We start from the raw sequence: 13,562 nt of genomic DNA, 5'->3' as shown, positions 1-13,562 counted from the left end.
GAGCTGAGCCTGCCGTACCTCGGTCTTGTCCGTTTTCCCGGAATCCGCGGTCCTCTCGCTCAGCAGGGAGAACAGGTCCGTGCTGAAGTCCTTGGGAATCACGATTGCCGCGTAGTATTCGCCGGATTCCACGCCGCTTTTGGCCTCATCTTCGCTCACGAACGTCCAGTCGAGGCTGTCGTTCGCCCTGAGAGCATTGGCGACCTGATCGCCCACGTTGACCTTCGCCGGCAGCAGGTCGCCCTGATAGCCCTTGTCCGAGTTGGCGACGGCGACCTTCATGCCGCCGGTGTTGCTGTATGGATCCCAGTTGGCGTAGATGTTGAACCATGCGTAGAACGACGGCATGAGGATCAGGCCGATGGCGATGATGAGCGCGATCACGCTGCTGCGGATGTGCCGCATGTCGGTGTGGAATATGGTCCATACGTTCCTCATCAGTGGACATCCTTTCCGTTGGCATTGGTCCTGTTGGCATTGGCCTCGACGCCGGCGCCCTCATTGATATTGCCCCCGTCGCCGGCGTTCCCCGCGGCATGCCGGGCGACGCTTCCGCCGGCGTTTCCTGCGATGCCGTCGGCTATCACGGCGCGCCCGGCGGCCGCTACGGAGCGAAGCAGGCTTTCGGCGCCCATTGTGCTGTCATGCGCCTGCCTCGGCAGGTGGAGGTGGATGTATTCGAGGATGATCAGCGCGATGTCCACGACGACTACCATCGCCAGCCAGGCCACGAGGAATCCGATGCTCGGCCCGACGACCATCATGACGATGAGGAACACGACGGGGATGATCCAGATAAGATGGAACCCGATGCGCACCAGATGTGGGTACAGCCGCTCGAACTTCCTCGCCCGGCGTCGTACGCCGGCGCCCCAGGTCGGATCGGCGAGCATCTTGCGCACGGTGATCATGATGTTGCGTTCGGAGCTGACGATCTCCAATCGCTGCGCGTTGACCAGATCGGTATCCGCTAGTTCGCGGTTGAATAGATCATTGAGATTGGCAAGCGCCGGGCGGCACAGCATCGCCACGAGCAGGAACGCCACGGCGAACATGGAGGTCTGCCAGATGCGCGTCCAGAAGTCCGTGCCATAGAAGCCCCCGATCGATTCGCGCAGCGCCTCGACGCCATACGTGAACGGCAGCATCGGGTACAGCAGTCGGTAGAAGTGGGGCATCATCTCGATTGGGTACATACCGCCCGCGCCCGGCACCTGCAATATCAGGAAGATCACGCTCAATGCCATGCCGATGTGCCGGAACATCATGACCAGACTGTAGGCGATTGATACGTAGGTCATCGAGCATACGATGGTGCCCAGATAGTACGCCCATGGCACGTTGCACTGGATGCCGATGACGAGGTTGCCTGATGCGATGACGATGCCCTGCAGCACCGCAACAACCATGAGTAGCAGCCATCGTCCGAGGAACGCCTGCTTGGGCGTGAGCGCGTCAATGCCTTCCGAATCGGCGTCATTACGTATGAGGGTGAGCGCCACAAACGCGCCCGCCCAGCATGCCAGGTTCGTGAAGAACGGGGCGATGGCGGTGCCGTAGTTCTTCATCGGATAGTACTCGCGGGTCTCCAGACCGACCGGGGATGCGAGGAACGAGGACACCTGATCGGCGTCCACGTGCGCAAGGCCCTTGACGCCGGCCCACGCGTCGCTCGCACGGAGGACGGCGAAATCGGCCTGCGTGCGTTGCACCGATGCACCCACGCGATCGAGGGCCTTGCCCGTCTGCCCCATCACCTTGGACGCTGATTCGAGCGTCGTGTCGAGCTGTGCGAGATCGGCATCGATGCGACCAAGCGATTCGGCGGTCGCACCCACGGTTCCGGACAGTCCGACGAGCTGGGTGGAGACACCTGTGAGGGCGGAGTCAATCCTGCTCGAAGCGTCCGAGGACAGGCTGGAGAGCCCGTCGGCCTTGCCGTTCAATGCGTCTAGGGAATCGGAGAGCTTCTTGCCGCCCGCCTGCATCGCCGAGGGGATGCCATTGTTCAGTTGCCTCATCGCTTCGATCTGTGCGGCGAGGTCGCTCTGATGCTGTTTCGCCTGTGCGAGGGCGTCCGAGTCTGCGAACTGTGGGTCGGATTCCATCGCCTCGATCGCATCCCCTAAGGCATCGTTCGCGGATTCGAGAGTGGACAGCGAGGCGTCGACACGGCCGGAGATGTCCGCAGCATTGCCGTTGACGGTATCCGCCATGCCGTTAATGCGGCCCTTAAGGGAGCCGGCCCCGGACTGTACCTGTCCGATGGTCGTATTCATGGAGTGTTGGAACGCCGACAATCCGGTACGTGCGGAGTCGACGGAGGATGCCGTGTCGTTGACGCTCGTGGAAAGGGCGTCGGCGCGACCGGCGATGCCCGTCATGCTTTGGCGGGACCTCGTGATTGTCGCTCGCGCATCGGTGATGGAGGACTGCGCGTCATCTACTTTGCCGCGGGCCGCCACGATGCTGGATTGGGCTTCGCTCAGCTTGCCGTCCAGCTGGTTCGCCGTCCCGTCGAGCTGGCCGTTCATCTTGCCGGCCTCTTCGGAGAGCGTCTTCGTGACGGTCGCGCTGACAGTGGAGACGAACGATTCGTTGATCTGCTGCTCAAGGGCCGCGGCGCCGGATTGCGTCACACGCGGCGCGAGCGTGTTGACCTTCTCGTTGACATAGTAGGACAGTTCGGGCCGCGTGAACTTCCCCTGCAGCACGCTGGTCAGGTCCGCACTGAAATCCTTCGGGATCACAATGGCCGCATAGTATTCGCCGGATTTCACGCCGTTGACGGCGGCTGTCTCGTCCACGAAGCGCCATCCCAGATCGTGGTTGTCCTTCAAGGCGTCCATGGTCTGGTCGCCCACATTCATTTCGGAGCCGTTCACCATGGTTCCCGCATCGTTGTTGACCACTGCAATCGGCACGTCGCCGGTATTCGCATACGGGTCCATGTTCGCCGCGATGTTGAGCCATGCATACAGTCCCGGCACGAAGCATGACGCCAGAACGATGAACACGGCGAAGGGCACCGCGCAGATCCGCTTCACATCGCGGATGAAGACGCGCAACACGTTATGCATGATATCCGTCCATTCCCTCGTGAATTCACCTACCGGCCGTCACCGCTGCGCCGGATGCGTGGACCACTGACGATTCGGAGAGCGACATGTCGATATTTCTGGTTAGCATGGCCAGCCCGATCGCATGCGTGTTGTTGGCTGCAATCCTGACCACAAGATCAATGGGTTCCCTACGTCCGCGCCGGTACCATTCCTTGAGCGCGCCGACGATCCCGGCCGCCAGATACACGAAGTGGTAGTCCCTCACGGTTTCGGCGGTCTGGGTTCGGCCGTTGTCGGACGCCAGGCTTGTGTGAGACGCAGAAATCGGATCAATGAGCTCGTTGCAGTATGCACCCATCGTGGTGATGAGATCGCTTGAGAGCGCGTCCCCAGACTTGCCAGTCACCAGCAGGGACATGGATTCATTGGCCGTGGCAAACTCGAAGATCTCATGGATGAGGGGTTCGTAGTCGTCATGGAGGATCTCCCCGCGATGGCGGGCGATGATGTCCTTGTACGAGTCGATGAGCTCGCGTTTGAGCTGATCGAACAGGGCGTAGATGTCCGTGTAATGCACATAGAACGTCGCCCGGTTGACGTCCGCGAGACGGGTGAGCTCCATCACCGAAATCTTGTTGAGCGGCTTGGTCTCCAGCAGTTTGACCAATGCATTCTGCAGCATCGCCCGAGTGCGGCGTGACCGCCTGTCCATGGGCTTGGATTGCCCTTCGTCAGATTCGCCGATACCCGTACGAGTGCCCACCTCTGCCATTCCGTACCTCCAATGATTCGATCCGTCACGCCACGCTGGTCGAAATACCAGAATCTTCGTTGTTGTGCATGGTCCGTCGTCTCGGCAATATCATAGCAAACACTCTTCGACAACTGTCGATAAACAATGCAACTGTCAAAAAGTAGACTCACCCATTAGATCAGCAACGTGACGCAGGCGGGAGATCCACAGAACAGACGTCAGCCCACTGACGCCGGCTTGCAAATCTTCGCGACACGCCGAAGAGAGCGGCAAATTGAGCGGTCAGGCAGTTGGTCGGTACGACGATTTTCGTTGGAATACCGCCAGTTCTTCGGCATTAAGCTGTGAATCTCGTATCCTCCCGCAGTATGCGGCCGTCGAGGGTTTCAACGAAGTCCAGCCAAGGCTGAGAACCATCCTCCGCACCTTCGTGCAGGGAGATTCGTTGCACACGGCCATCGGTCAGAGTCACATCCACCGAAGTCGCGGAATCGGCGTTCACCCGCAGCACCCGGCGTTCGGTCTCATATGGCTCCAGAACGGTGATGAACCTCGCCGACTCCGACGCCTCAGCCGCCCGCACCGCATAGAACCGGCGGACCTGGTGCTCATCGCCAGGGAACGCATCCACGCCTACGCATGCGCGCAGTCGCACCGGCTCCGAGGCCAAATTCCCCGATGACAGCAGAGCATCCAGATTCCAAACCAAGTCACCCGGCTCGCCATGATCCACCGTGCTGGTGGGAATCGCCTGCGGGAATTCATGCCCCTGGATGGTCACGCGACCATCCGCGTAATCTCTGCCGATACCTTGTCCGGCATCAACATTGACCATCTCGTAGGGCAGATTGGCGAGCGCGATTTCGCTGCCATCCGCCAGCTCCAGCTGTGCACTCCCCCAGAACACCGACTGCGGCGTACGCACCGGCGTTCCCTTTTCATTGGCCACGTCGTGTTGTGTTACCCGCAGAACCAGGCGCCGCACGCCGTCGATCCGTATGTCCGTTTCGTCACGTCCGAGGATCCAGCCGTTGAGGCTGCCGTGTGCCAGCTCACAACCTTTTGATCATAGTCTCATTTCGAGGACTATGAACAGTGGTTTGCCGTTGGTAAAACAGTGGAGTTCCGCGCTTAACAAACCATGGGAGGCCTTCTATCATGGGAGCCATGAGCATTCCAACAGAGTATCCAATGAAGCAGTATCTCGGCGGCATCGTGGAAGCACTGAAGGCCGCTCCCACCAATGGCGCCAATCCGGACGACGTGGAGACCATCCGGTTCTACGGCGAGCTGGGCAACGATGCACCTGACTCGCAGTTGCCGAACGTGCTGGTCGCCATCGCCCGTGTGACCCGTTCCGTCTCCGAAGACGAGGCCGCCAAGGCCGCGTTCTCCAAGGCCGGCGGTTTCGGTTATGTGAAGGACGCACAGCACGCCATCATGGCCACGCTTGACAAGGATTCCGAAGATCTGGTCAAGAAGCGTGGCTGAGACGCCACCGTCTATACCATCTGTCCGAATTTCATAGCGAACTTCCTGCCCGCGTGGGGGATCTTGTGATCCTCGCGCGGGTTTTTCATATTTCCGGGACCGTGCACAACGACACGACAACACGACGATACAGCGGCCCCTAACCCAAACGGCGGATTCTAACCAAAACGGCTTCGATCACGTACAAAAACGCGATCGAAGCCAGAAAGAGGAAAGAGCTTCTACTTGAGGTCGTCCCACACACCGGTGGCTTCAAGCTCGGCCACGGTACGCGCCGGGTCGTCGGTGAGCATGGTGATATGTCCCATCTTGCGGTTGTGCCGCACCTGGGCCTTGCCGTAGTCGTGCACATTCCACTCCGGATGGTCGGCGATCAGCGCACGGCTGGGCGCCACATGCTGGCCAAGCACGTTCACCATCACGGCCGGGCTGAGCAGCTTCGGTTCGGGCAGCGGCCAGCCGGCGATGCCGCGGATGTGCGCGTCGAACTGGTCGATCGAGCACGCCTCGATGGTGTAGTGGCCGGAATTATGCGGACGGGGCGCAAGCTCGTTGACCACCACACGGCCGTCCTTGGTGATGAACAGCTCGATGGCCAGGGTGCCGGCCAGTTCGAAGCCCTTGGCCAGACGCAGCGCAAGCTCCTTGGCCTGGCGATGCAGATCCTCGCTGACGTCGGCCGGGGCGACCGTGGTGTGCAGGATGTTGTTGCGGTGATCGTTGCGCACCATCGGGAAGGTCACGTAATCCTTGCCGTTGCCGGAGACGAGGATCGACGCCTCGAACGCGAAGTCCACGAATCCCTCGAGGATGCTGGGCGGGAATCCGCCGCCACGATCGCCGCGGGCACGGATCTTCTCCAGGTCGGTGTCGTTCCTCAGCACATGCTGGCCATGGCCGTCGTAGCCGCCGGAACGGGTCTTGAGCACACACGGATAGTGCAGGTCGTCGATGGCGGCCTCGAGCTCGTCGAAGTCGTTGACCGCACGCCACGGGGCGGTCTCGGTGCCATGCTCGTTGATGAAGGTCTTCTCGTTCACACGATCCTGCGTCACGCGCAGCAGATCGGTGCCCTGCGGGGCGGCCACCAGATGGCGCACCTCATCGATGGCGTCGGCGTCCACGTTCTCGAATTCGTAGGTGAGCACGTCGGACTTCTCCGCCAGATCATGAATGGCGGTCTTGTCATCGTATTCGCCAACCACCTGGAAGTCGGCCACCTGCGCGGTCGGGCAATCGGGAGTCGGATCGAGCACGCCAATGCGGAAGCCGCGGTACTTCGCCACGATCGCCATCATGCGACCGAGCTGGCCGCCGCCGACGATGCCGATCGTCGCGCCCGGCATCAGCATCTTCACGGCGCCGTTGGTTTCCTCAGACAAGCTGGGCATTCGATTCCTCCACCTTCTTCTTCAGACCGTCGCGGTACTCCTGCAGTTCCTTGGCCAGACGCTCATCGGTGGTCGACAGGATGCTCACGGCCAGCAGGCCGGCGTTCGTGGCACCGGAATTGCCCACGGCCGTGGTGGCCACGGGGATGCCACCGGGCATCTGCACGATCGACAGCAGCGAATCCCAGCCGGACAGGGCATGGGAGCGCACCGGCACACCGATGACGGGAAGCGTGGTCTGTGCGGCGATCATGCCGGGAAGATGCGCGGCGCCGCCGGCACCGGCGATGATCACATGGAAGCCCTTCTCACGCGCGGAGTGGGCGAAGTCGGCCATGAGCTCCGGCGTACGGTGGGCGGAGATCACCTGCTTGTGGTACGGAACACCGAACTGATCCAGCATCTCGCAAGCGTGCTTCATGGTCTCCCAGTCACTGGAAGAACCCATAACCACCGCCACCAATGGTGTGTTTTCGGCCATATCAAACCTCCCGTTCGCGGCCCCGTAAGAACAGATACCACTGTACGCACGACTGGGGAAAACGGGGAGCCCTGCAAACGGCGCGAACAACCGGCCGAATATCCGCCTGTCCGCCCGTCAGTTCTCGGCAAGGACCTCCACACGGACCTTCTTGGAGCGCAGGAACGCGATCGCGTCGCGAATGTTGCGTTCCGGGCCTTCAAACACCGCCACGATGCCGCCGATCGGATACTTGCCCACGATCTGCACGTCGGCGAGCATGATGTTCACATCGATGCCGAACTTGCGCGTGACCAGTGACACCAGCGGCTCGGAGACATCCTCATGCACGTAGCGCAACGAAATGAGCTTCTGGCCGGGGCGCAGATCCACCACCGGATCATGGCCGTCGAGCAGGGTCTGCACCTTGCCCAGACTGGACGCGGACTGGGTGAAGATGCGAGTCTGCGCAGCCTGCGGATCGGCGAGCACGGCATGCGTGACGCCCTCCTCCACCACCAGACCGCGATCAAGCACCACGATATGGTCGCAGATCTCCTTGACCGCGGAGATCTCATGCGTGGCAAGCAGCACAGTGACGTTCGACTCGTGGGCGAACTGCTGCACGAGCCGCAGAATATCAAGACTTTCCAGATGATCCTGCGCGGCGGTCGCCTCGTCGAGCAGCACGATACGCGGATCCGACGCGAACGCCTTCGCCACTGCGGCGCGCTGCAGTTCACCACCGGACAACTGTGCGGGATACGTATCCTTCTGCGAGCGCAGACTCACCTCGCGCAGCAGTCGGAACGCCTTGGCACGAGCCTTTTCGTCGGGTTCGTGCGCCTCCGGATCCTCGCCGGCGGCGATGGCGACGGATTCGAGGATGGTCCGGTCGGGATCGAAGTCGGGGAACACGCCCACCTTGCTGATCTGCGCCTGCACCGCGGCGAGTCCGCGATCGTCGAGCGCGCCGAGATCCTGTCCCAGCACGCTAATCGTGCCGGAAGTGGGGGTAAGGGTGTGGTCGACGAGTTTGAGCAACGTGGTCTTGCCTGCGCCGCCCAGACCGATGATGCCGTAGATGCCGCCGGCCTCGAAGTTGAGATTCACATCCTTGATCAGCGACTTGGGACCGTCCGCGGTCAGCACCGTCTTGGTCACCGAAGAGAAGACTATCGCGTCGACCATCGGGGGTTCCCCTTCCATTCCGTTCGTTCCGTCCATACCGTCATATCCATACGCTGCGTTTCGCGCGATGCGGCCCACCGTTGCGGTGGCGTCCATCGTTACGTTTGTTTCACGCGTATTCACTGATTGCGATGGTAGTGAAGTTCGCGCACGGTTTCCAGCAGCTCATGTGGGGATGTCGTGGCGGACCTGAGATGGGCCCATCGCGCTTTGCCTCATCGGATCGTTGCAATATCAACGATTGTGGGCACATGAGAGGAATTGATATAAGCGGCGATTGTAGGCACCGATCAAATATTCGTAATTGACGCGCCAAAGCGACGCACACAATCAGCACCCACAATCGACGTACACCGATCAACTCATACCGGCTGACACATACCTACCAATATCGCCGAACGTCACACGTGCAGCACGACCTTGCCGAACACGTCGCCGTCCAGCACCTTGCGGAATGCCGCGGGCGCATCGGCGAGCGCGTACGTGGAGTCGATCGCAGGATGGATGTCGGCGTGTTCGACGAATCGCAGGAGTCGCGCGAAGTCGTCGCGCGTTCCCATGGTCACGCCCTGCACGCGGATGTCCTGGAAGAACACGCGGGTGAGTTCGGCACCCGGCTGGTCGCCGGTGGTGGTGCCGCAGATGGCGATCGTGCCGCCGGGGCGTACGGATTTGACAGAATGCGACCATGTGGCCGCGCCCACGGATTCGATCACCGCGTCGACCTTGCGCGGCAGTCTGGCCCCGGATTCGAACGCCGCGTCGGCACCCAACGCCACGGCACGGTCACGCTTGTCCTCGCTGCGCGAGGTGACGAACACCTCGAGTCCGGCCGCATGCGCGAGCTGGATGGCCGCGGTGGAGACACCGCCGCCCGCACCCTGCACGAGAATCGTGTCGCCGGGCTTCACGCCGGCCGCACTGAACACGAGCGAGTAGGCGGTCAGCCAGCTGGTGCCGAGCGCGGCGGTCTCGTCGAAGCTCAGGTTCGCGGGTTTGGCGAACACGTTGGCACTGGGCACCTGCGTTTTCTCGGCGAGTGTGCCGGCGTACTTCTCGGACAGGATGCTGCGGCGCTCGCCTGGGGCCACGCCGTTGCCGTCGGTGCCGACGAACGTATAGAGCACGACTTCGCTGCCCGCCTTGAGTCCCTTGCGCACGGGGATGTCCTCGTCGAGGATGCCCGCGGCGTCGGTGCCGAGGATCATCGGGGTCTGTGCCGCGGACAGTCCCACGCCCTGCAACGACCACAGATCGTGGTGGTTCACGGTGGCGGATTTCACGCTGATCGTGGACCAGTACTCTCGCGGCGTCGGTTCGGGCCGCTCCCCTACTTCCAGTACGGACAGCGGGTCGTCGTAATTCACATCGTTCGCGTATACGGCCTTCATTGGCGTTCCTTTCGTTTGGCGTTCCGTCGGATTCCGGTTCGTACCGCACAGGCTCTCCGACAGGCATGTCCTCCGTATTTATTGTGCCGCCGACGCCCGTCAAAACGCATGTCTGACACACCCACGCCGCCGTAGCCGCACCGTTAGTGTGATCACACTATGGCATGGTGTGCTCATATGTGCACGCGCACGGCAACGGGGCATGAGCGGGATACGGAGATGTTGGGGGTATTGTGGCTGCTAGGTGCATCGATCGCATGGGTTCGGCTATGCTTTCGCCTTTGGAACCTTTGGAAGACGAGCGATGCGCAAGCAGCGGAGGAGCAGCAGGGATGAGCGATTTTCTGGCAGGTATCGATGGTCCGGACGATCTGAAGCATCTTGCCGTGGACCAGCTGCCCGAGCTTGCGGATGAGATCCGCGGCGCGCTCATCGCGTTCTCCCATGCCCACGGTGGGCATATCGGCTCGAACCTTGGTCTGGTGGAGGCCACGATCGCGTTGCATTACGTATTCGATTCGCCGCGCGATCACATCATCTTCGACGTGTCCCATCAGAGTTATGTGCACAAGATGCTCACCGGCCGTCGCGAGGCATTCACCGATCCGACGAGGTTCGGCGAGGTGACCGGATTCACGAATCCGTTGGAGAGCGATCATGATTCGTTCGTGCTGGGACATACCGGCACGTCGATTTCGCTGGCGTGCGGCATGGCGAAGGCGCGTGATCTCATGGGCGGCGACAACAATGTGATCGCCCTGATCGGCGACGGTTCGCTCAGCAGCGCCGTGGCGTTCGAGGGACTCAACGAGGCCGGGGAATTCCACGGCAATCTGATCATCGTGCTCAATGACAATGAGATGTCGATCGCCGAGGATCATGGCGGCATGTATGACGATCTCGCCGAGCTGCGTGCCTCACAGGGGCGTGCGCAGCGCAATCTGTTCCGTGCCATGGGACTCGACTACCGATACGTCGAGCGTGGCAACGATGTGACCGCACTGGTCCGTGCGTTCTCCGAGGTGAAGGACATCGACCATCCGATCGTGATGCACATCCACACGCTCAAGGGCAAGGGATTGGGTGCCGATGAGGGGTCGGTGGAGAGCAATCACTGGCATAATCCCGATTCCGCGGCCGGTGCGCCGCTGAACGCGCGCAAGACATATGGCATGATGGCGATGGACGCGCTGGCCGCCCGATTCGACAGCGAACCCGGACTGCTGGTCATCTCCCCCGCCACGCCAGGCTCGAACGGCATTACGCGCGCATGGCGTGCCGCGGCGGGATCGCACTATATCGACACCGGCATCACCGAGGAGCATGCCGTGGCGTTCGCGGCAGGTGTCGCGCGGGCTGGCGGCACCCCCGTACTGGCCACCAGCGCCACGTTCTTCCAGCGCGCCTACGACCAGATCCATCAGGAGTTCGCCCTCAATCAGGTGCCCGGCACACTGCTGATCTTCGGCGGCGGCATTTCCGGCACCGACAACACGCATTCCGGCGCGGGCGACATCATGATGTTCGGCAACGTGCCCGGTCTGACCTGTCTGGCACCGACCAGCTGCCGTGAACTGCTCGACATGCTCGCCTGGTCGACCGGCCCCGCCAACCGTCCCGTGGCGATCCGCATGCCCGGCAACGATATTCTCGCAGCGGAGCGCGCCGGCAGCTATCCGTCGTTCACCGATGCATTCAAATTCGGCCACGACGATGATTCCGATGGCACAGCGGCGAATCATGTGAACCATGCCAACGCGTCCGTTCGTTTTACGACAGACACGTATGACGATGTCTACGGCGAGCGCGACATCACCGCGACGACCGCCCTCGGCAACCCGTGGGCGCGATACACCGTCACGCGGTCCGGCAGTCGTGTGGCGATCATCGGTCTGGGCGACGCCTATCCGACGGCCGAGGCCACGGCCCATGAACTCGACGCACATGGGGTGACGGCCACCGTGGTCGATCCGCATCAGTTCTCCACGCTCGACACGGTCACGCTCGGCCAGCTCGCCGTATCGCACACGGTGGTCGTGACCATCGAGGACGGTCAGCTCGAAGGCGGCTGGGGCACGAAGATCGCGTCGTACTACGGCGGTCATACCCGTGCCGACGCGATCACGAACTCCGGTACGAAAATCCCGATGCGCGTACTCAATTTCGGTGCCCGCAAGGAGGTCACCGACCGTATCCCGCTGTCCGCGCTGCGCGAGCGCTACCGGCTGCTCCCCCAGCGCATCGCCGAGGCAGTGCTGGCCGTGTTGTGACGCCGATCGCTATTGTTCGTTCTTGATCGCGTCCAGCGCGGGAATGCTCACGGCCTTGTTCGACGGTCCGAAACCGGAGATCAGGCCGATCGCCATCGAGAACAGGATCGCGAACACGAACAGCCACGGCGGGATCACCGACAGGCGGATCACGCCATCGCCGCCCACGATCGCCTGTTTCACGTGCTCCCAACTGAATCCGCCGAGTATGAGCAGATTGATGCCCAACGAGATGATCCCGCTGAATATGCATCCGATCGAGCCGCCGAGGAATCCGATCGCGCCCGCCTCGCCGAGGAACATCATGCGGATGTCACGCACATAGCAGCCGAGCGCCTTCATGATGCCGATCTCGCGAGTGCGTTCGGTCACCGACATGACCATCGTGTTCGTGATGCCGATCGCCGCCACCAGCAGCGATACCGCGCCGATGCCGCCGAGCATGAGCTGGATGAACCGCGACTGCTGCTCCAGATCCTTGCGCATCTGCTCGTACGAATTGGTGCTGAAGCCCATGTCGCGGATCTGCTGCTCCACGTCGGCGACCTGCGAGATGTCGTTCACCTTGACCAGTGCCTGACTGTAGGATGTGCGTTTCACCGCGGCCGATTTGTCCACCTTGGCGATCATGGCCTTGGCTTGGTTCACGTCCATGAGGATGCCGTTGGATGTGGCCTGTCCCTTGTTGTAGTCCTCCTTGAGAACGCCGGTCGCCTTGAGTTTGAACGTGTTGCCGGTGCCGGACGCGCCCGTTCCGTTTGCCGTACCGCCGTTGCCGCCGTCTGACGAGCCGGAGCCGGAGCCGGATGTGCCGGACATCGCGCCGGAACCGGACACGCCCGCCGCCGAATCATTGCCGCCGATCGTGACCGTGATCTCCGTTTTCATCGGATCGAAGAACGGCTTGATCGCCTCGTCGGCGGGAACGAATTCGCAATTGCCCTGCATATCGCACTGACTGACCTGACCGTTGCCGGAGTCGTACGGCTGCTGCCGCATGTTGTTGCCTTCGGGCCGGAACTTGTCCATGAACTGGTAGGCGAAGTACTGGCCGACGAGCACCTCGCCGTCGCGGACGGGCGCTTCGCCTTCCTTCAGTTCGTATCCCATGCTCTTCAGTTCGGCCATGTCGATTGATTCGATCACGCCGTAGTCCGTGTAGAACCGGCCGTTGGACGCCGCCATCGTGATGCGATAGTCGAGCGTGAGCTGACCGGTGGCACCCACCACGCCGGGGAGCTGCTTGAACGACGTCAGCGTGTCGTCGTCCAGTTTCACCTCGTTCTCCGTATCGCCGGAGGTTCCCGACTGCGTGGCTCCGTATCCCATGCCGCCGTATTCCGTTCCCGGCCTGTACACGGTGATGACGTTGAGATCGCCCATCTGCTTGAGCATGGCCTTGTTCTGCTCGCTGATACCCGCGCCCAGCGAGATCATGAGCACGATCGAGCAACAGCCCACGATCACGCCGAGTACGGTGAGGATCGTCCGCGATTTGCGTCGAAACATGTTCTGCGCACACAGGCGCAGGATATCGTCAAAACGCATGATC

Annotated in this window: 11 protein-coding genes; 2 read left to right on the top strand and 9 right to left on the bottom strand. The window is 61.8% G+C overall.

Annotated features, from left to right (window positions below):
- The 4 genes from EP30_RS08400 to EP30_RS08385 form a co-directional block, all read right to left on the bottom strand.
- On the bottom strand, nt 1-438 hold a 438-nt coding region (locus EP30_RS08400), incomplete at its 3' end, for a YhgE/Pip domain-containing protein (protein ID WP_140557783.1).
- Nucleotides 438-3,080, bottom strand: coding sequence for a YhgE/Pip domain-containing protein (locus EP30_RS08395; protein ID WP_140557781.1), 2,643 nt, complete (start codon nt 3,078-3,080; stop codon nt 438-440). The genes EP30_RS08395 and EP30_RS08400, both read right to left, overlap by 1 nt.
- Before the next feature lie 25 nt (nt 3,081-3,105).
- Nucleotides 3,106-3,834, bottom strand: a complete 729-nt coding sequence (locus EP30_RS08390; protein ID WP_140557779.1) for a TetR/AcrR family transcriptional regulator — start codon at nt 3,832-3,834, stop codon at nt 3,106-3,108.
- A 319-nt stretch (nt 3,835-4,153) separates the two neighbouring features.
- Nucleotides 4,154-4,765 (bottom strand): hypothetical protein, encoded by a 612-nt coding sequence (locus EP30_RS08385; protein ID WP_140557777.1) that lies wholly within the window; start codon nt 4,763-4,765, stop codon nt 4,154-4,156.
- Between the two features lie 218 nt (nt 4,766-4,983).
- On the opposite strand from EP30_RS08385, the gene EP30_RS08380 reads away from it, so the two are divergent.
- A complete protein-coding gene (locus tag EP30_RS08380) occupies nt 4,984-5,307 on the top strand; it encodes a hypothetical protein (protein ID WP_140557775.1) in 324 nt (107 codons plus the stop codon).
- Nucleotides 5,308-5,528: 221 nt separating this feature from the next.
- On the opposite strand, the gene purK is transcribed toward EP30_RS08380, so the two are convergent.
- From purK to EP30_RS08360, 4 genes are all read right to left on the bottom strand, one after another.
- On the bottom strand, nt 5,529-6,698 hold the full coding sequence (gene purK / locus EP30_RS08375) for a 5-(carboxyamino)imidazole ribonucleotide synthase (protein WP_140557773.1): 1,170 nt from the start codon (nt 6,696-6,698) through the stop codon (nt 5,529-5,531).
- On the bottom strand, nt 6,682-7,179 hold the full coding sequence (gene purE, locus EP30_RS08370; protein ID WP_093959957.1) for a 5-(carboxyamino)imidazole ribonucleotide mutase: 498 nt from the start codon (nt 7,177-7,179) through the stop codon (nt 6,682-6,684). The genes purK and purE overlap by 17 nt, the downstream gene beginning before the upstream one ends.
- Before the next feature lie 117 nt (nt 7,180-7,296).
- The gene (locus EP30_RS08365; protein WP_181160848.1) at nt 7,297-8,349 is read right to left on the bottom strand and encodes an ATP-binding cassette domain-containing protein; all 1,053 of its coding nucleotides are present in this window, start codon (nt 8,347-8,349) and stop codon (nt 7,297-7,299) included.
- Between the two features lie 401 nt (nt 8,350-8,750).
- Complete coding sequence (locus tag EP30_RS08360; protein WP_140557768.1) at nt 8,751-9,740, bottom strand: zinc-binding dehydrogenase; 990 nt, start codon at nt 9,738-9,740, stop codon at nt 8,751-8,753.
- Nucleotides 9,741-10,072: 332 nt separating this feature from the next.
- On the opposite strand from EP30_RS08360, the gene EP30_RS08355 reads away from it, so the two are divergent.
- Nucleotides 10,073-12,010, top strand: a complete 1,938-nt coding sequence (locus EP30_RS08355) for a 1-deoxy-D-xylulose-5-phosphate synthase (RefSeq protein ID WP_140557765.1) — start codon at nt 10,073-10,075, stop codon at nt 12,008-12,010.
- Between the two features lie 9 nt (nt 12,011-12,019).
- Here the strand turns inward: EP30_RS08355 and EP30_RS08350 are convergent, their stop codons facing one another.
- Nucleotides 12,020-13,558, bottom strand: a complete 1,539-nt coding sequence (locus EP30_RS08350) for an ABC transporter permease (RefSeq protein ID WP_140557763.1) — start codon at nt 13,556-13,558, stop codon at nt 12,020-12,022.
- Between the last annotated feature and the right edge of the window lie 4 nt (nt 13,559-13,562).

The organism is Bifidobacterium sp. UTCIF-39 (assembly GCF_006408715.1).
In the GTDB taxonomy this organism is placed as follows: Bacteria; Actinomycetota; Actinomycetes; order Actinomycetales; family Bifidobacteriaceae; genus Galliscardovia; species Galliscardovia tissieri.
This window is presented reverse-complemented; position numbering and strand designations above follow the sequence as displayed.